General features: G+C 34.2%; 19 protein-coding genes. 9 read left to right on the forward strand and 10 right to left on the reverse strand.

What is annotated here, in order from left to right:
• Positions 1-4: 4 nt before the first annotated feature.
• Positions 5-595 carry a riboflavin synthase gene (locus tag AC06G9_RS09790; protein WP_045752221.1) on the reverse strand — a complete coding sequence of 197 codons (591 nt, stop codon included), beginning with the start codon at positions 593-595 and terminating at the stop codon, positions 5-7.
• A gap of 712 nt (positions 596-1,307) precedes the next feature.
• Between AC06G9_RS09790 and AC06G9_RS09795 the strand changes: the two genes are divergently transcribed.
• Positions 1,308-2,918: a GLPGLI family protein gene (locus AC06G9_RS09795; protein ID WP_480958033.1), complete on the forward strand. Its 1,611-nt coding sequence runs from the start codon at positions 1,308-1,310 to the stop codon at positions 2,916-2,918.
• Positions 2,919-2,976: 58 nt separating this feature from the next.
• Here the strand turns inward: AC06G9_RS09795 and ychF are convergent, their stop codons facing one another.
• A complete protein-coding gene (ychF, locus tag AC06G9_RS09800) occupies positions 2,977-4,077 on the reverse strand; it encodes a redox-regulated ATPase YchF (RefSeq protein WP_045753537.1) in 1,101 nt (366 codons plus the stop codon).
• Between the two features lie 70 nt (positions 4,078-4,147).
• Between ychF and AC06G9_RS09805 the strand changes: the two genes are divergently transcribed.
• Positions 4,148-4,489: a Rieske (2Fe-2S) protein gene (locus tag AC06G9_RS09805; RefSeq protein WP_293924976.1), complete on the forward strand. Its 342-nt coding sequence runs from the start codon at positions 4,148-4,150 to the stop codon at positions 4,487-4,489.
• 301 nt (positions 4,490-4,790) lie between these two features.
• On the opposite strand, the gene AC06G9_RS09810 is transcribed toward AC06G9_RS09805, so the two are convergent.
• The 3 genes from AC06G9_RS09810 to AC06G9_RS09820 all read right to left on the reverse strand — a co-directional run bounded on the left by AC06G9_RS09810 (position 4,791) and on the right by AC06G9_RS09820 (position 9,578).
• Positions 4,791-5,408 carry a hypothetical protein gene (locus AC06G9_RS09810; protein ID WP_052627554.1) on the reverse strand — a complete coding sequence of 206 codons (618 nt, stop codon included), beginning with the start codon at positions 5,406-5,408 and terminating at the stop codon, positions 4,791-4,793.
• A gap of 137 nt (positions 5,409-5,545) precedes the next feature.
• A complete protein-coding gene (locus AC06G9_RS09815) occupies positions 5,546-7,339 on the reverse strand; it encodes a glycoside hydrolase family 15 protein (protein ID WP_480958034.1) in 1,794 nt (597 codons plus the stop codon).
• Positions 7,317-9,578 carry a bifunctional alpha,alpha-trehalose-phosphate synthase (UDP-forming)/trehalose-phosphatase gene (locus tag AC06G9_RS09820; protein WP_480958035.1) on the reverse strand — a complete coding sequence of 754 codons (2,262 nt, stop codon included), beginning with the start codon at positions 9,576-9,578 and terminating at the stop codon, positions 7,317-7,319. Before AC06G9_RS09820 ends, AC06G9_RS09815 begins: the two co-directional genes overlap by 23 nt.
• Before the next feature lie 678 nt (positions 9,579-10,256).
• On the opposite strand from AC06G9_RS09820, the gene AC06G9_RS09825 reads away from it, so the two are divergent.
• A complete protein-coding gene (locus tag AC06G9_RS09825) occupies positions 10,257-10,778 on the forward strand; it encodes a CinA family protein (protein WP_052627555.1) in 522 nt (173 codons plus the stop codon).
• Positions 10,779-10,796: 18 nt separating this feature from the next.
• On the opposite strand, the gene AC06G9_RS09830 is transcribed toward AC06G9_RS09825, so the two are convergent.
• Positions 10,797-12,977, reverse strand: a complete 2,181-nt coding sequence (locus tag AC06G9_RS09830) for an ATP-binding protein (protein ID WP_248753866.1) — start codon at positions 12,975-12,977, stop codon at positions 10,797-10,799.
• Positions 12,978-13,351: 374 nt separating this feature from the next.
• Between AC06G9_RS09830 and AC06G9_RS09835 the strand changes: the two genes are divergently transcribed.
• The 5 genes from AC06G9_RS09835 to AC06G9_RS09855 all read left to right on the forward strand — a co-directional run bounded on the left by AC06G9_RS09835 (position 13,352) and on the right by AC06G9_RS09855 (position 16,241).
• Positions 13,352-13,972, forward strand: a complete 621-nt coding sequence (locus AC06G9_RS09835) for a hypothetical protein (RefSeq protein WP_293924980.1) — start codon at positions 13,352-13,354, stop codon at positions 13,970-13,972.
• Positions 13,973-13,974: 2 nt separating this feature from the next.
• Entirely contained in the window at positions 13,975-14,631 is a 657-nt protein-coding gene (locus AC06G9_RS09840) for a response regulator transcription factor (protein WP_045753542.1), read from the forward strand.
• A 138-nt stretch (positions 14,632-14,769) separates the two neighbouring features.
• A complete protein-coding gene (locus AC06G9_RS09845) occupies positions 14,770-14,991 on the forward strand; it encodes a hypothetical protein (protein ID WP_480958036.1) in 222 nt (73 codons plus the stop codon).
• Between the two features lie 16 nt (positions 14,992-15,007).
• A complete protein-coding gene (locus tag AC06G9_RS09850; protein ID WP_248753863.1) occupies positions 15,008-15,172 on the forward strand; it encodes a hypothetical protein in 165 nt (54 codons plus the stop codon).
• Between the two features lie 184 nt (positions 15,173-15,356).
• Complete coding sequence (locus tag AC06G9_RS09855) at positions 15,357-16,241, forward strand: SDR family oxidoreductase (protein WP_480958037.1); 885 nt, start codon at positions 15,357-15,359, stop codon at positions 16,239-16,241.
• Between the two features lie 79 nt (positions 16,242-16,320).
• On the opposite strand, the gene AC06G9_RS09860 is transcribed toward AC06G9_RS09855, so the two are convergent.
• The 4 genes from AC06G9_RS09860 to AC06G9_RS09875 all read right to left on the reverse strand — a co-directional run bounded on the left by AC06G9_RS09860 (position 16,321) and on the right by AC06G9_RS09875 (position 18,540).
• Positions 16,321-16,788: a hypothetical protein gene (locus AC06G9_RS09860; RefSeq protein WP_480958038.1), complete on the reverse strand. Its 468-nt coding sequence runs from the start codon at positions 16,786-16,788 to the stop codon at positions 16,321-16,323.
• Between the two features lie 30 nt (positions 16,789-16,818).
• On the reverse strand, positions 16,819-17,325 hold the full coding sequence (locus AC06G9_RS09865; RefSeq protein WP_153198350.1) for a pyridoxamine 5'-phosphate oxidase family protein: 507 nt from the start codon (positions 17,323-17,325) through the stop codon (positions 16,819-16,821).
• A 156-nt stretch (positions 17,326-17,481) separates the two neighbouring features.
• Positions 17,482-17,712 (reverse strand): hypothetical protein, encoded by a 231-nt coding sequence (locus AC06G9_RS09870; RefSeq protein ID WP_248753861.1) that lies wholly within the window; start codon positions 17,710-17,712, stop codon positions 17,482-17,484.
• Positions 17,713-18,033: 321 nt separating this feature from the next.
• The gene (locus AC06G9_RS09875; RefSeq protein ID WP_248753860.1) at positions 18,034-18,540 is read right to left on the reverse strand and encodes a GNAT family N-acetyltransferase; all 507 of its coding nucleotides are present in this window, start codon (positions 18,538-18,540) and stop codon (positions 18,034-18,036) included.
• 370 nt (positions 18,541-18,910) lie between these two features.
• Between AC06G9_RS09875 and AC06G9_RS09880 the strand changes: the two genes are divergently transcribed.
• Entirely contained in the window at positions 18,911-19,285 is a 375-nt protein-coding gene (locus AC06G9_RS09880; protein ID WP_211322275.1) for a DUF1304 domain-containing protein, read from the forward strand.
• The last annotated feature ends 113 nt before the right edge of the window (positions 19,286-19,398 follow it).

A 19,398-nucleotide genomic window follows, 5' to 3' on the forward strand; every position in this document is an offset into this window, starting at 1 on the left:
GAGATTAATTTCTCAAAGCCATTATTTTTGAAACATATTTGCCAATAATATCAAATTCCAAATTTACTTGAGTACCTACTTCCACATGCTTTAAATTAGTATGTTCAATAGTATAGGGAATAATAGCTACAGAAAACTGATCAATTTTTGAATTAACCACTGTTAAGCTTATTCCATTTACAGTTATAGAACCTTTTTCAACTGTTATGTTTTGTAGGCTCGAGTCATATTGAAATGTGAATAAAAAACTTCCATCCAAATCTTGTTTTCCTATACAAGTGGCCACTTGATCAACGTGCCCTTGGACAATATGCCCGTCAAAACGACCATTAGCCTGGGTACATCGTTCGATATTCATCTCATCATCAATTTTTAAATCATTTAAATTTGTTTTCTGAAGTGTTTCATCGATAGCAGTAACTTGGTGGATATTATTTTCAATGCCTACCACAGTCAAACAGATTCCATTGTGGGATACACTCTGGTCTATCTTCAATTCATTTGAAAGAGAACTCTCAATAAATAAATGGATATTGGTATCTTCCTTTACTATATTTTTCACCTTTCCTAAGGTTTCAATTATTCCTGTAAACATGCGTTTTTCTATTTTATACAAAGATATAGATAAAATAAGGATATAAAAATGATTAGAATCATTCTAAATTGTAGATTTTCAACTACAAAATTTATATTCATAAAAAAAGAACATTTAAATAGTTGCAATAGTGTTATTTATACACTATCTTTGATGTATCATAATTTAGGTTTATAATTGGTTATAAAGGTTTTCATTCTCCCCGTTTGAAAACCTTTTTTTATTGTATTAATATATAATTTATTGTTCAAAGTTTAAAAAATATCATTATTATAAATTTTTAATTTTATTTACCTTATCGGCATATTCTATTAATCATCTGCTTTAGTGTTGAGCATACACTTTACATATTAGGGTATTATTGTAGGTTTACATGGTTAAAATGTTGAAAATTGGACTTCATTTAAGTATAATTATTTATTGTTTTAAAATAAATAATAGGTGTTGAGCGCTGCTATTTTAAATGTTTTTAAATTTTGATGGAAGAATTGTTTTGTAAGAATAATAAATAAATTTTACCTTTGACTTAGGTTTAGGTTGATTACCTCTTTCAAGAGGTACTTTAAAGCCTGGGAAATCGCTCGATTCTCTCAGGCTTTTCTTATTTTTATCCATATTATGAATCATTTTTCTATTTTTGAGTCTTAATCATTTATCCCATACTATGCGAATATTATATCTATTGCTATCGCTTTTTTTGTCGCAATCACTAATGGCTCAGAAAGGAATTTTAGTTGAATATCAAAGATCAAGTAATAATAAGATCTTAGAAAGTCAAGATCCAACTTTAGTTTATGCAAATGCCGAACAAACGGTGATCACAAGTCGGAAAATTGTAAATGGAGAAGCAAAAACTCCTTATGAAGTTTTTGTTGTCAAGCGACCTTCCAATGCCTATTATAAATTAACGCAAATTACAGCTCAACAACAGATTGCGACTATTGATTCATCTGCGATCAATAAGCAAAAGCTGGAAATCACCACAGAAAGTAAAAAAATATTAGGTTATACCTGTTATCGAGCAAGAACGACTGTAAATTCAAATAGTATTGATATTTGGTATACAACAGAATTAAAAATAAAAGGTGGTCCTTCGGACTTAGGTCAAAACTTAGGTTTTGTTCTTGAAGTGGTTCGCAATGGTAATTCTGCGGTTACAGCAAGTAAAATTGAGCATCTAAAAACTTGGCCACAGGCTTTATCGTTACCGGCCAATCTAACCTATGTGGACGATCTGACCTATAAGGATTTGCTATGGAAAAGTAGATTTATACAGATACCTATTTTTAAAAATGAAAAAATAAGTTTTTCTGATGATAGTAAATCTGATAGTATCTTAAGATTTGCGCAAGGTACTGTCATTGTTAAAAAAGTAAAAATTCCAAAGATTGCAGCTGGACAGAACGTATTTATCCAATTGATCGAAAAATCAAAAGGAGATGCTTACGATCGCACAGGCTCTGTTTTTATCATTCCTCAAGATCATCAACTTTCTTTTTTGGACGGAATGCAGCAGGGGATGAATACGCTTCCTTTATATGATAATGGTAATGGTAAAAAATACCAAGGTGTAGTCCGAACTGCAAATTATACACCCATCTTAGAACTCATGCGCTTTTTTACTCCATTTGGGGTAAGTCAATTTAATTATTTGAAGTTGAAAGGCAAAACTTGGCAAGATTCTGTAGTGTATAGACAGGATATTACTGAACTCGCAAGTGCGATTAGCGATCAAGAAGTTTACGTTGGAACTTTCATCGGCAACTATGACAAAAATGGACACGAAGTGAGCGTAGAGTTAACCGTACATCCTGGGTTTGATAATAAACAAGGGTTAAAAAAACTACTTCCGATTTTTAATACAACCAATGTAATGGAAATGGGCGGTCAAGAGTACGGAACGATGTTCGACAAAGAAAAGGGATTAGAGGTGACTTTTGAATTGAAAGAAGATGCCTCAAATGTTCAATTACGCTATGTGACAACTGGTCATGGTGGCTGGGGCAATGGTGATGAATTTGTTCCAAAAACAAACAGCTTATTTTTGAATGGGACTGCACTTTTCAGTTATACACCATGGCGCAATGACTGCGGTTCTTACCGTTTAAGCAATCCTGCTTCGGGAAATTTTTCGAATGGACTGTCTTCATCAGATTTAAGCCGTTCAAATTGGTGTCCTGGAACAGTAACTTACCCTATATTCATTGATATAGGTGATTTAAAGGCGGGTAAACATACCGTAAGAGTACAAATACCTCAAGGGGAAAGCGAGGGGACAAGTTTCAGCAGTTGGAATGTGTCTGGCGTATTAGTATATGACTAAAAATAAAAGGGCTGAACATACATCTGTTCAGCCCTTTTATTTTGAATTATTACCTTTCTTAGACGTTGAATCTGAAATGCATAATGTCACCATCTTCAACAATATATGTTTTCCCTTCGACAGATAATTTACCAGCTTCTTTACAAGCTGCTTCAGAACCTAATTCAATGAAATCATTATATTTAATAACCTCTGCACGGATAAATCCTTTTTCAAAGTCAGTGTGGATTACACCTGCTGCTTGAGGTGCTGTAAATCCCTTTTCAATCGTCCATGCGCGAACTTCTTGTACACCTGCAGTAAAATAAGTGGCCAAGTCTAGAAGTGAATAAGCAGCTACAATTAATTTCGACACTCCAGATTCTTTCAATCCTAAGTCATCTAAAAACATTTGACGCTCTTCAAAGCTTTCTAATTGTGCGATTTCCGATTCAATTTGAGCTGAAATAATCAATACTTGTGCATTTTCATCTTTCACTTCCTCTTTTACACGGTCAACATAAGCATTTCCAGTATTAACAGAAGCTTCATCGACATTACAAACGTACAATACAGGTTTAGCTGTTAATAAGGCTAATTCTTGAATAAAATCAAAATCATCCTTTTCGATTGGTGCAGTACGAGCAGATTTACCAGCTTCTAAATGATCTTTTACAACAGATAAGATTTCATAAGTGCGTTTAGCATCTTTGTCACCACCTGTTTTAGCCATTTTTTCCACTTTTTGAATACGTTTTACCACCGTGTCCAAATCTTTCAATTGTAACTCTGTGTCGATGATCTCTTTATCACGGATCGGATCTACAGATCCATCTACGTGTATGACATTGCCATCATCGAAGCAACGTAAAACGTGGATAATTGCATTTGTTGTACGGATATTGCCTAAAAATTGATTACCAAGACCCTCACCTTTAGAAGCGCCCTTAACTAAACCAGCGATATCAACAATCTCAATTGTGTTTGGAACAATTTTTTGAGGATTAACTAATTCAGCTAATTTATTAAGACGGGTATCAGGAACAGTGATCACCCCAACATTTGGTTCAATAGTACAAAAAGGAAAGTTTGCCGCTTGTGCTTTAGCGTTAGACAAACAGTTAAATAGTGTTGATTTACCTACGTTAGGTAATCCAACGATACCGCATTGTAAAGCCATAAAATATGCTAGTTTTTTGAATTTACGCAAAGATAAAAAATAAGTCGAAACTTTCTATGTATCTTTAATTATGTTGCAGTGGTATCAGGTAGATAAGACGACTTCTTATCAAATCAATCAAATTTATGAGGTCAAGGCAGGCAATCATCGCATCTGTATTGTACATGACGGTTCTGGATGGAGAGCTTTTTCAAGAAAATGCCCACATGCGGGAGCCTCATTTGTAACAGGATGGTGCGAAGGAGAGGACCTTGTATGCTCCTATCATCGACATCGGTTTAATCTGAATACCGGCAAAGGCTGCTCTGATCAAGGTAATTTTATAAAAATATATCCGACCAGAGTTGAAGATAGTGTTCTTTTTGTGGGTATTGAAACATCTCGATCTTTCTTTACTCAATTATTTAAATAGGTGCTTCATAATATTTCAATAATCGGTTATAATGATCTTGTTAATGATTTTATTGAATGAAGTGAATAGATACTTGATGTCAATAAATATCTTTAACTATCGTTTGCTAGTTTACTGAATTTATAATTGATAAAATCATCGAAAAGAAATGACAAAATAAAGGGTAGGCTATAGCTCCGCCGTCTATGAAAGGGATCTTGTACCACATATATTTCATAAAATTTAGGCAAATGCAAGGTCTCAAAGATAAATATACATCCACAACGTACACAAAACATGAAGATCAATAAGTATTTTCAACCTATTGATCTAAATTTCTCACCTGATTAGCAAAACCTTTTATTAATGCTTTCCATTGCGGATAAGATGCTCCTAAAACCGCTCCTAGACCCACAATAAAATTTCTGACATTATCAATTACCTGATGGTTGTCTGTATTGGGTATTTCGTTTCGGCCTGCATATTGGAATAATAGACTATTGTTTCGTTGCTCAAGAATTAAAGTGGAAGTTGCTATACCTTCAAAGAAATGAGCAGTGTCTTTATTATCTGGTTGAGTTGGATCAGGGCAAGGTTTTAGACTGATGGATAGTATTTTATACTCATTCATGTTTTTTGATTCTAAATTGACGACATTTACCCAATCATAGCCTTTTGTGCGAGGTAAACCCGGTCCCGGAATATCAATTCGAATATAATCATGTAATTGTAAAGGTCTCTCCAATGACGATCCATCAGAATCGACCAATTGAAAAACAGCTGCTGGCACTTCAGCAATCTTATGCCAATCATTGATGGATAATAAATTGTATGCTGCTTTTATAAATGCTTGATTAGCAATGTGAGTATTTGAAAACTCAACCGATTCAAAACAGTCCAATTGATTTCCTTCTTTTTGTGTTGGAATGATATTTTTCATATTTTTTATTTAAATAACAATTCATATGATACTAATGTTTATATCTATTTTTAAGTATAGCTAACTGCAGTCAATGCCATATAGATGATCCATGTATAGCAATACCCTACGCGTCTTGATCAGCGTAGGGTATAGTTTTATAAAAATGCAGGGTGATCTAACTTGACTGCGATGCGATTGGCAGCATTGACTAGTCCCACATGACTGTATGCTTGCGGAAAATTACCCCATTGACTACCATCCTGTTCATCGACATCCTCACTAAATAAGTTGAGATGATTACCATACTTGATCAATTGCTTGAATACTTTTTGTGCTTCATCCAGACGACCTACACAAGCTAATGCCTCTACATACCAAAAGGCACACACCAGAAATGTTGACTTGGGTTTTCCAAAATCATCCTTATGCAAGTAGCGATAAAATAATCCATTTTCACCCTTCAGTTCTTTTTCTAGTGCTTCCAAATGATGTTTTGCTTTTTCACTTGATGGATCAAGATAGTTCATCATGATTAATTGTAAAGTAGAAGCATCTAAATTTGAGTTTTTAGTTGCAGTAGTATATACCTTACGTTCTTCATCGTAACAACTTTCAATATGTACACTAGCACGTTCCCGTAATTGCTGCGCTTTTATTTTTATATCTTGAAAACCGTATTGCTCTGCAATTTTTAACGCTGCTGTTGCACCAGCCCACTGAAATAAATTGGAATAACAATGTCTATTTTCAAAATTTCTAAATTCCCATATGCCGGCATCAAACTCGTCGATGGTACTTTCGATCTTATTTAAGATATAATTAGTCCATGACTTGGCCAGTCCCGTATTCTGATGGCTAAATCGGTGATCGGTAAACATGGGAAGCAGCGCGAGTAAAGCTTGACCATAGACATCATTTTGAACATGCTCGTAAGCCTGATTTCCTAAGCGTACCGGTTTATTACCCAAATATCCTTCCAGATGGTCAAGGGTACTTTCTGTCAAGAGATGCTGCCCCATGATCCCATATAAAGGTTGCAGACGTCCGAGATCTGTCTGGGTGATATTGGCAATGTAGGAAGCATATTTTTCCATTTCTTCAAATTGTCCTATATGGCTCAATGCTGTCAATACATAATAACTATCCCTGAGCCAACAATAGCGATAATCCCAATTACGACCACTACCCGGATGTTCGGGTAGGCTAGTAGTACTTGCGGCAATCAATGCTCCAGTATCTTCATATTGATGGAGCTTCAAAACCAGCGCAGATCGGATCACCTCTTTTTGACAGAAGGAGGGAATAGAGGCATTTTTAACCCACCGTTGCCAATAGGCTTTTGTTCTGCTTAAAAAGTCTTCGGCAGTACGCTCTATAGGTGCTTCAAATGGGCTTCCAAAGGTCATAACCAGATAAATCGTACTACTGAGTACGTGCGGTATATCATCAAAAAAATGACTGACAGGCATATTTGTTGCTAAGCGGATTTTGATATCTTCTTGCTCGAATTGAATATGATTACTACCTCTATTTTTACTAAACCCTTCTTTTCCATATGCATATTTAGGTGTGCACCGCACACGAATTTTAGGCCTCCCTTCCAGTGGTTCGACCTTACGAACCAGCATAAGAGGTTTATAATATCGCTCATATTGTTCAAAGCGCGGTGCAAAATCTGTTATCTTATAACTTCCTTCGGCGGTTGTCAAAGTGGTGCATAAGATATTCGTATTTTCAATGTATTGCTGATCTTTATTGGTGATTTCTGATGTAGGCAGAATTGAAAATTCACCACCATCCTTTTGATCTAACAAACTGCCAAATACAAATGAATCTTCAAATGTCGGCCAGCATAACCAAGTTATATTTCCCGTATTATTGACGTGAGCTATATACGAACAGTTGCCAATGATCCCGCTATTGTATTTATGCTTCGCTGTTTTTGTCATAAGTTTTTATTTTGATTTCAGATGATGTGGCGTTAGTCTCTTTTAGTTTCTTTCTGTTGTAGGCAAAATATTCGATCAGTTTAACGGCTTCCTGTTGCGTGTCGACATAAAACTGTGCTGCTGACTTTTTGTTTCCTACTTTGATGGTGATCGCATCGGCTGGAAGCTCTAAAAACATATCTTCGTCAGTAGCGTCGTCACCGATAGCAAAGATAAAGTCAGGATTATAGCTGTTTACAATATCCATAGCTGCTTTACCTTTGTTTAGTTCACTATTTTTTACTTCAATTACTTTATCGCCCATTAATAATTGTAGACCATGTTGTTGCACAAGGTAACGTAAGCTTTCCACGAGTTCCAAGGCCCTTAAATGACCCAAGCCGGGCTGTGCCTTACGATAATGCCACGCTAAAGAATAGGATTTTTCTTCAATCACACAACCAGCTGTTATATTAGCAAATTTGGTCATGATATGCTTGACCGGAATTTTCCAGCGTGTGGATAATATGGCTCCACTTTGCCATTTATGTGTAGGATAATTACTCCATGCGCCATGTTCGGCAACTAAATAATATTGTTCATTAGCAAACCAATTGTCAAGTGTTTCATGTGGTCTACCGCTGATAATGACTACTTGGCTCTCGTCATTTTCCTGCAGCATATTAAGTGTTTCGTATAACGATTCGGTTGGTATAGCAGCAGCAGCATCATTTTGAAAACCGATCAAAGTACCATCATAGTCAAGGAAAAACAATCTCCTTGTGGCACGATTATATTGATCAAGAATCGCTTCCTTGGTTTGCGTATTAATCCTCCTTGCCATTTCATTCTGTTGAAAAATTTTGATTTCGCGAAGCCTGTTAAAGAATAATCGCACCCAATGGCGAACATTGAATTTTTTAACGATTTCGATGCTGTCATTCAACCGCATACGTTGCTCGGCTTCGGGCATATGCAAAGAATTGTATATAGCCGTTGTCACTTGGTCGGTGGCATTCGGATTGATCTGGATAGCTTGGGTCAATTCTTTGGCTGCACCTGCTAGTTCACTCAATATCAAGACCCCATTTGTATTTTCCTTGCTGGCTATATATTCTTTACACACTAAATTCATGCCGTCACGCAATGAGGTGATTAAACAAATATCAGCAGCTACATACAAGGATGACAATTCTTCTAATGGAAAAGAATTGTAGAAATAAGCAATTGGTGTCCATTCGTTACTTCCAAACACAGCGTTGATGTGACCAACGGTCCGGTCGATTTCATCCAACAATTGTTTGTATTGTGCCACATGATCTCTTGATGGTACGACAATCATATAAAGTACAACTTCACCTTTCAGTTCTGGGTTGGTGACCAGTAAGTTTTCAAAAGCCAGCAAACGTTCAATAATCCCTTTACTATAATCTAATCGATCTATACTTAGGATTATTTTTTGGTCTTTGTAATAATCTTTTATCGCTTGTGCACGTGTCTGTATAGGTTCACTATTAGCCAGTTGGGAGAATTTTTCAAAATCTATACCCATCGGATATACTTCTGTAAAAATACTACGACCACCGGTATGTAAACAATTATTTTGTACACTAAGTCCTAAGATATGTGCACATGAATTGAGAAAATGTTGTGTGTCGTTGAACGTGTGGAATCCGATCAAATCAGCCCCTAACAATCCATTTAACAATTCGTTGCGCCAAGGAATACTTCTAAAAACCTCATCGTTAGGAAAGGGGATATGTTGAAAGTATCCAATTGCGATGCTTGGATAGGATTTTCTGACTAACTCCGGCAAGAGCATCAATTGATAATCATGGATCCATACCTCATCTTTCTCTTGGACGTTTTGCTGATCAACTACATCAGAAAATTTTTCATTTACCTTCTGATACATTTCCCAATCGGGAGTCCTGTACACCGCATATGAAGGTCTGTAGTGGAATACTGGCCATAAGACTTCATTAGAAAATCCTTCGTAATATCCTTTTAATTCTTCCTCTGTTAAGAAAACAGGAATCAGGTTGTGTTCTGCTAATCCTTTGGAAATAATTTCTTCTTCCTGAGTATTTAAAGGAATAATACCAGGCCAACCAATCCATATGTTTTCGTCACTTTTGTAAACTGAGCCTAGACCTGTGGCTAATCCTCCCTCACTGGGGATAAATATGAGCTCATTGTCCTTGCGTTCGATGCGTATAGGTAATCTATTTGAAACGATGATCGTTCTTTTCTTATACATGATTTTAATTTTTTTATTATAAAAGCCTATTAAAATAAAAATGATAGGTTCTTCTAACTGATATTGTCTTGATTTTTTATGGTTAAATATTTTTCATATTATTTATAAAACCAGGACTGCTGCATATCTTTGATCGATGTTGTAAGCAAATTGACCTTAATTTAACGATTGTAAATGTAAAGCTTTGAGTTGTTGAATGTCTGTTTTGCGTCTCTGATGGAATAGCTGTTTTCATAAATATATTACTTGATATAGTCTATTTACAATATGTGCAATTTGAGTAGCTGTAAGATATAGATGTAAATTGCAACATATTACAAGCGAATTCCTAGCCAAAAAAGCTGATATAAGATGAGAAAATATGGTTTTATCAAGTGACCGTATTAATACCTGCTATATGGTGTTATATTGATTTATATATTGTGCAACAGGGGATTAGTAATTTTTGAATGCAACTCCTGATGATTTAAGAGATGTTGTTTGTGAAATTAATTATTACAGTTGTTTTCTTTGATTTTACAAATTGGGTATTTATACCCTTTGCTATAACCACCTCTATACATTAAAATGAATGTATAGGAGTTCATTTACTTTTTAAATTATGATGAGTAGGTGAACATTTACTGATGGAGAGGTGTTTATATATCGATAGTAATTACAAATTTAATAAATGTATTTATGATGGATTATGTAGAGACCTCCACGTTAGATATTGTCGGTAAATTTTTTAAGGACAATAATATTAAAGTATTTGTTGGAGAAAGTATGACCGGTGGTTTTTTAGGAAGCATATTAAGTATGCAAGTTGACTCAGGTGATTATTTTTTAGGCGGGATCACAAGTTACGCTACCTCTGTTAAAAAATCATTACTACATGTAAATGAACATAGCATTGAACATTTTACGACAGAATCAACACAAGTCACATATGAAATGTTGGAAGGGCTCAAGAAACTTGTTGATGCAGATGTATATATTGCGATAACAGGAATGGCTTACCCAGACTCTGATGCTGTACATGATCATCACGCCGAAGTCGGAGATATTTTTATAGCAATATGTTTTAATGGCATATATTTACAAAAAAAGGTGCATTGCATTGATTGCAATCCGGCTCAGATTTACATCACTGCTGTCAATCATGTCATTTATGAATTATACAATTTTATCGAAGATCATGAACTGAATAAAGAACAATAGTGAGTTGTTCACTATTGTTTAATCCGCCAGCATGCTGGGAGGGAAGTCTTCCACTATTGGGAAATAAAGATAAACGGAAGTGCCTTTATTGATTTCCGATTCTATTTTGATGCTTCCTCCAAGTCGTTCCATGATCCGTTTAACTAATGAAAGACCTACTCCGGTACCCTCAATATCTTTAACATTGCTTCCCCTTTTAAAAATTTCGAAAATTTGAGTAAGATTTTCTTTTGGAATACCAATCCCATTGTCTTGGATCAGATAACAAACTTGACCTCCTTCGAAATAACTATTAATATATAAGGTAGCGGTGGTGACATGTGTTGAATATTTGATCGCATTACTGATTAAATTGCTAAATATTTGATACAGTGCGCTTTTTTCAGCCCATATCGGCAATAATTTTCCATATTCAACTTCACAAGACTTATTTTCGTAAAGTAAGGAGCTGTCATTAAAAATCTGTTGCAGGTTGTAGGCCATTGGAATAGGTTCTTTAGATAAGCTATTCCCTTTCTGTTGACTCAATGATACCACATTATTAATGATCTCTTCGATACTCTCTGTACTTGCTATCAGATTGCTATACCATTTTTGAAGCGCTACTGCATTCAGCACATCTTTACTATTTTGCAAAAATTGAAGACCGATTTTTAATATAGAAAGAGGATTCTTTAGGTCATGAGAAAGTGTAAAGGTTAGCATCTCCAATTCATTATTAGAAGCTACCACCTGTTCATTCCATTGTTGTTTCTCTTTAAGCTTACTGACAATAGATTCTTTTAAAATCTGATTTAATGTCAAAACAAAATTGATCTCGATATCATTCCACGATTTTGCAATATCTTTATTACTACTTTCCGTAATGACTATTCTTGGGGTATTTTGTTCACTGGCTAATGGATTTAACTGCAAATTTAGTACTTTACTTGCGCTCTCTTTACGAAACCAGATCAATATCTGATCATTTAAAAGACCAACTTTAAGATACATCAAGCCTGCAAATGGCAGTCGACCTTTGAATTTTTTAGCATGTGTTTCTCTGAAATTATTATCTTTAAACAGTGATTTTTCAGTATGTGCCTGTATAAATGCTACTATCTCGTAAAGTTGGGCTTTAGTAGGGCAAATTCCATTAAAACAAACATCCCCTTGATTAAATAGTGCAAAACCATCAGCATCAACCATATCCATGATGATTTCCATATGTTTCATCAATGCACAATTTACACTCTTACTTTTTAAAAGGTCAATTTTTAAATCAACTTCAGCTGTTCTTAAAATCTCGTTTCTTTCAAGTAGATTTTGCTTGAGGTAACTCTCATATTTACTCGTCGCGTTCTGAATTGCGAACGTACATAGTTTACGTTGCTGGAGGTCGATATTTTTTTCTTTACCGTGATGGGCGACCAATAGACCCCAAAAGTTGCCATCAATATGAATTGAAAAAAATAAAGCACTTACGACACCTTTTTCTGATAAAAAAATTTGATGAAGCTCTGGAACAGGGACTAGTTGGCTTTCTAATAATATGAAATCTTGTTTATTAGTATAAAATTTTTGATTGTTGTTTTTTAAATTTGGGCTATAGCGATAGGAGCACATACTATAGAATGGGAAAACTTCTTTGGGCATAAAGCTTTTTGAAAACTCCATGTCTTTGTAGTATTGTTGACCATCTAACGTATCTTCAGCTACGACGTGGCTATATCCAGTTTCTTCTATTTGAACAACAAATACGTGGTCAAAATGTAATATACGATTGATAGCATGACAGACTAGGTCCCAATTATTGGGTTGTATGGTATCAAGTAAGAAACTGAATTCGTTAATTTTCTTTGCTGAAGTATATTTTTTGAACTGTTCCTCCCATTCAATAAAAATTTGATCATCATGTAAGCTTAACTTTAAATAGACTCTTTTGTTAGCTAATTTTATTGGAATAATCTGACGTGGAATAACGTGGTCCTTAATATTCTCGATTAGTCGATGAATTTTATTTGTATGCTTACCAAAAATAGTAGGGCCTAAAGATTCTAGAGAACAATCAAGTACATGATCGATATGATCGATCTTTAGTTCTTCTAGAGCATTTTCACTAATGCCAATAATGTGCAAATTAAGATCTAATATGATGATGCTGCCGAATTGCTGGATATTAATCGTATTTTGACCTGAAATATTTAAATCGACTCTCATATAAAATATATACTCCTATAATGCCCTAAATTAACGAAAATAAATCATAACTATCAGAATGATATGATGGCTTTAAAACTTCAACTAAATTTAAGTATTTCTATGATCAATAGATAAATGACAAAAAATAAAATCACTGGAACTTTTGTGTTTTTTAATTTGCAGATTTTCAGATTTATATATTTCTTCAGATCATGTATCAACACCAGATTGACATATAAATACTAAATAAGTAACCAAGATGACGCAATATGACCACGTATTAATACGGTTGAAATCACGTATTATTTATACCGTGATAGGATCGATATTTGTAATCGATAACACGAATTATAAGGTGTTAGATACATAACATTTTTTTATAAATCTTGGGTATGCAGTCACGAGAAAAATTATATAAATCGATTATTAAAGAATATGAAGATCAAAATTTACTATTGGGAAAACTACTTCATGAATATATAGCTCAAGATTTATATGCAATACAGTTAACTTTACAGCGTTATTCAATAGAACAGGGACATTCACTACCCATTGATCAAGTCAAAGATATTATTAATGGTACGATCGGAAAGGTTCAACAAATGGCGAATGACCTTTTGCCTGTAGTGTTAAGAGATTTTGGCTTCCAAAGAGCCATAGAAGATCTATTTCTTCAATATAGTAGTACCAAAAATGAAGTTTATGTTGACAAGGCCGTCAACAATTTGGATTTTAATTTTCAGCTCAAGTTATTTCAATTGGTACAGTTTATGTTGCGAGCTTCGTTCATAACTGATAATGAGTGTATATTAGTAATTAAATTAGTGGTAAATAAGGATAATCTATTATTGGAAATGGAAGGAGTAAGTGAAAATTATACTAAAGAGCTTAAAAATTATAATAAAGAAAATATCAGAAAATTGCAAGATCGCGTAAATTTATTTGAAGGGACACTCGACATCAATACAAGTTCGGATAGAAATAAGATCGTTGTTAATGTAAAATTAAATTAATCATGATTAAAATTGTTTTGGCTGAAGATCATTTGGTCGTCCTTAATGGAGTTAAATTATTGCTTGAATCACAATCTGATCTCGAAGTTATTGATCAAGGCACAAATGGCAATATGATTTTAGAGATTTTAAAATCTGGAAATATACCAGATGTGCTTATTACAGATATCAACATGTCTGATATGGATGGGTTAGAATTGATTACTCATGTAAAAAGTGACTATCCAACAATTAAAATAATTGTCCTTTCCATGTTAAATAACGTGCAACATGTATTACAGGCTTTCCAAAATGGTGCTAATGGATATTTGGTTAAAAATGTGGGATATGAAGAAATGCTATATGCAATAAGACATGTAGCAAAGGGGGGGAAATTTATATGTGAAGAGATTAGCATGATTATGTTAGATACGCTTCAAAAATCGCCTACAGCATTTCTCAATATAGAACAGATTATGCTTAAAATTGGTTTATCGGAGCGTGAAATGGAAGTATTGGAACTCATCGGAGAAGGTTTTACAAACTTGCAGATCGCTGATAAATTGTTCTTAAGCAAACGCACAGTAGAGGGGCACCGACAAAACTTACTAGAAAAAACCGGTGTTAAAAATACAGCAGCACTTATAAAATATGCGATCAAAACAGGCTTAATGCAATAATTTTTTTCACCATAATCTCGAGGTTACTTGGGCGTATTAATACGCAATAGCTTATGATTAATGCGTATATATCGATAGATAACAAACAATAGCTTCAAAATGAAAGTTAGTTATATGTAAATCAAATTAAAAAAGAATATGAAAAAGTTCAAATTGATAACATTAACAGCATTTTTATCTTTAGGTATATTTGGTGCTTGTAAAAATAATACATCCAAAACTGATAGTGAAGGAAATAATAGTAAAATAGCACCATCGGCTGGTGATGAAACACGTTATAATTTAAGTGAGCAACAAGAAATGAGTATGCAAGGTGATACCATAAAGGTAGATTCGACTCAGAGAGATTCGATTAAGTAACTAAAAAAGCTAAGTCATGGAAAATAATTTAGATAATAAGACCAATTATTCAGAGAATGAGGTCCCACAGGAAGCACATGAAGAAAATGGCGATAAACCTGCTGCTAAAACTATACCATGGGCGATCTGGATTGCAGTTATTGTGATGATCGTCGTATTTCTTTACATGTGGCAAAAATAGTTTTTGCTTTTATGCATTCCACAACAGATCAGTTATGTTTTAAAGATTCAAGTCGTTAGCGCCGACTGATGAACAGGTTAAATAAACACAATATCTGTTGTGGAATGCTTGTTTTATTATTTGATATGCTCTTACACCCCAAATAAGAGTTACAAATTAAGGTATTTTTTTAATTCGAATTATTATGAAAGTAACAAATCAACAAAATCCTTCCTATCCACAGCCACCATTTAAAAAGCAAGATCAAATAGTACCAGGCATCTCTGCAAAAATGGATCCTGTGCCCGATCACGGAGAAAAAACATATATTGGAAATAATCTCTTAGCTGGTCAAGTTTGTTTGATCACAGGAGGTGATTCTGGGATAGGAAAAGCTACGGCTATAGCTATGGCTCGGGAAGGAGCGGATATTGCCATCATTTATCTTGACGAAATTGAAAATGAAGATGCTACAGATACTGCTGGTTGGATTGAAAAAGCGGGTCAAAAGGCTTTGTTAATCCGAGGTGATATACGCAATGAATCTTTCTGCCAATCAGCAATTCAGCAAACAGTAGAAACATTTGGTCGTTTAGATATTTTAATTAATAATGCTGCTTATCAAATGACTTACAATTCCGTTACTGATATCTCTGCAGCAGAGTGGAATAAAACTTTTGAGACGAACGTTAGTGCTATGTTCTATCTTACCAAGTATGCTAAACCTCATTTGCCAAAAGGGGGTAGTATTATCAATACGACATCTGTTAATGCTTATGATCCTAATCCTAAATTACTCCCTTACGCTGCAACAAAAGCTGCTATTCAAAATTATACTGCCAGTTTAGCGCAACAATTTTTCGAAGATGGTTCAGATATTCGTGTAAATGCTGTGGCGCCAGGTCCGGTATGGACACCTTTAATTCCAAGTACGATTCCAGATCATGAAAAGTTTGGAGCGAATACACCTATTGGTAGACCAGGCCAACCAGCTGAAATTGCACCAATTTATGTATTCTTAGCCTCACCCGCTGCATCCTATATTTCTGGAGCTACCATTCCTGCCACTGGAGGACGTGTGACGATTTAATGATAAAATGTTTTACCTAAAAAGGCTAGTATCATTGGGATACTAGCCTTTTTAGGTAAAGCGCAATAATGATTTTTGATTATAATGTTCCTCTCGCTGCTGATAAACAATCATCAGCATATTTCAGAATATGATCCTTGTCCTGAGCTGAAATTTTCTTTTCCAAAAATGCTTTTTCAACATCAGTTCTATCTTCTAATATATCTTTCTCTGCCTCAATGATATTATCATTAGTTTTAGCATTAATACGGTCTACGATCGATTTGCCTAGATCAGAACAAAGTTCTTTCGCTTTACTATTTGACAAAGCAGGCATAGCTATCTTAGCAACAGCTGCATTTGCAGCTGCCATATTCGAATAAATAGTTTTTTCTAAATCAATATGAGCAGCTTTATCAGAAGCTTTTTCAGCATCAGATGCCGCATCTTGTGCTTTTTCTTCTGTTTTTTCCATAGCATTCTCTGCCTTCTCTTGTGGAGTATTGTTATTACATGAGTAAAGCAATGCCCCTGACAACATCATTGATAAAAATGTTACTTTTTTCATAATATGTGATTTTAATAAATTTTTCTCTAATTAAATATGAATTTGACCTTCTCTGCCTTGATCTTCCAAATCTCCACCTACAGACTTAATTAAGGTAATGGCATATGATATCAACTTGTGATGTTTCGTATCCCAATAATGAGCATGTTCAGGCTTAATTTTGAATAAAATAATATTGGGATCTGTGCGACCTTTTTCAAACCATCCTTCAACAAATTTATTCCAGTATTTATCTATTCTACTTTGATCATCCACTATCTCAGCGTTTCCAAAAAGAGACAGATATTTCATAGATGACGGATCTGAAAAATACAGCTGAACCTGTTTGTTCAATTTAATGTTTCTGTACTTATCGCTATCTTTAGATGCAAGAAACCAGATATTACCTTGATCATCTACTTCCTGTACACTCATGGGAGTGGACTCGAAAGGGGGGTGATTAAGATCAGTACAGAAAAAGCAAAAATTAATACCTTCTGCAAGTTCTTTAATTTTTTTTATCGCTTCCTCCCTTTGATTTATATTTTCTTGACTCATATGTATATAATTATATTAAAATTTGATAATTTAAAAATTGTGCGTTTTGAATTTTAACAGCTAAATAGCCAGCTGCTCTATTATGCTTTTTGACGTACTTAAGAATTTTAAAACGCTTATTGAAAAAGTGAATTATGTATGGACAACATCATTGATTCATAGATTTTTTTTACATCCTATAAATCCCAATACATTCTTTTTAGCAGGATCATTTTGACAATATTTCCAAACTAACAATGCCACTAGTGCACCACCAATCCAGAATATATTGTTGTTTTTTTTTGTCTTTTTATCCTTCTTAAAAGCGTCCTTACCATAACGATGGGGTGAAGTACCGCTACTTTCGTTAACTTGTTCAAATTCGTCTTTTAACTTCGAGTTTTTCATAATAGAATCTTTTATTTAAATATTGAATTTCATTAATTAAACAATCAAAAGACCTAAAATGTTTGTTTTTCTATTAGAAATACATCCACTGCTTATGCGATTCAGAAATTATGATATGATTATAAATGGACATGACGAAGGGAAACCTTGTCATATGATTTCGATTTTAACCCAATGAAATGTGTGAGTACAGATCATGTTGAGTGAATAATATTTAAATGAGGTATCTATTCAATTTCATAATTTAAGAAAATACACTGGTGGTAGTGCCCTAAAATAATGAATATGTAGAAGAGAAGGAGAGTGGAGAGGATAGTATTATTATAAAATAATTTCAAAAAGACTGAATGATCCCTCTTTATAGTGCTCGGGTAGAGCTGGTGTCCAATTTATTTGACTGATTCCTTTATAAGTAAAACCGCAACTCATGTAATAGTTATTTATTTTATCATTACCACTATGCGTATCGAGTCTAATATATTTTTTATCACTATTCCGTGCATATTCTTTAGCCCATGAGACAATCTTTTTTACATATGAATTTCCTCTAAAAAGTGGATTGGTCGCTATTCGATGAATATAGATTGATGAGTCATTCGCAGATTCTTTCCATATGATGTCATCTTTAAATGTCAGAACGAATGTACAAGCTAAAACATTTTCTTCTAAGATAACAAAATGTCTATCTTCATCGATCTCTTTCTGTACCTGAGCTACTTCAAATCCTTTCCAGCCTTTATTGCCTACCTTTAACTTATAAGCAGAGGCCTGTTCGTATATGTTGAATATATCCGTTATATCGTTAGCTGTGCTGTTTCTTATTTCCATCGTTTGCGTAATATAGTCTTAAATCATTTTTCCTTATTAATAGGATAGTCCTTTGATCATTTCCGACAAATATATTTAAATTTTTTATGGACAGACTATATTCGTTATATGTTAATGCATATAAAGTTAACGAACACGTAAAATTAGATCTTGTGTCTATGATGCAAAAGAAGTCTTTTTGTCTTTCCGGTCTTGATTTAATACGCAGCCGTCCATCGCAAAATCCTAACCAATAAAAAAAAGAAACAGATCTAGTTTGAGAGTTTTAAATATAAATATCCTTGATTTTTTTTATATTTATCATGATAAATATAAAACTTGTCATATATCAGTGGTATATCATGACATCTTAAACTTAGCAATTTAACTTATGGAAGGACTAATTGGAATTACTGCAAAAATAATAATTGCTTTAGTAGCATTAGAACATATATATATATTATGGTTAGAAATGTTCGCCTGGGAAACTAAAGGTAAGGAAACATTTAAATCTTTACCCGCGCACCTATTTAAAGAAACAAAGACATTAGCGGCCAATCAGGGGCTCTACAATGGATTTTTATCGGCGGGACTTATTTGGTCTCTATATATAAGTGATGTCATTTGGCAGAGTCAAGTAGCGCTGTTTTTTCTAGGTTGTGTTTTCATTGCCGGAGTATACGGTAGTGCGACAGCAGGAAAAAGCATCTTTTATAAGCAAGCAGTTCCAGCTTTAGTGGGTATTATATTGGTTCTACTAAGTTGAATTTGAGCAGTCGTAATCAATGGCACTGACATTAAGTTGAGTCATCAGTTATGACAGTAACCAATTTATATACGTGTTTTACATGTTATATGAAGTGGGTGGATGTAATAGGA

The organism is Sphingobacterium sp. MAE, assembly GCF_056711605.1.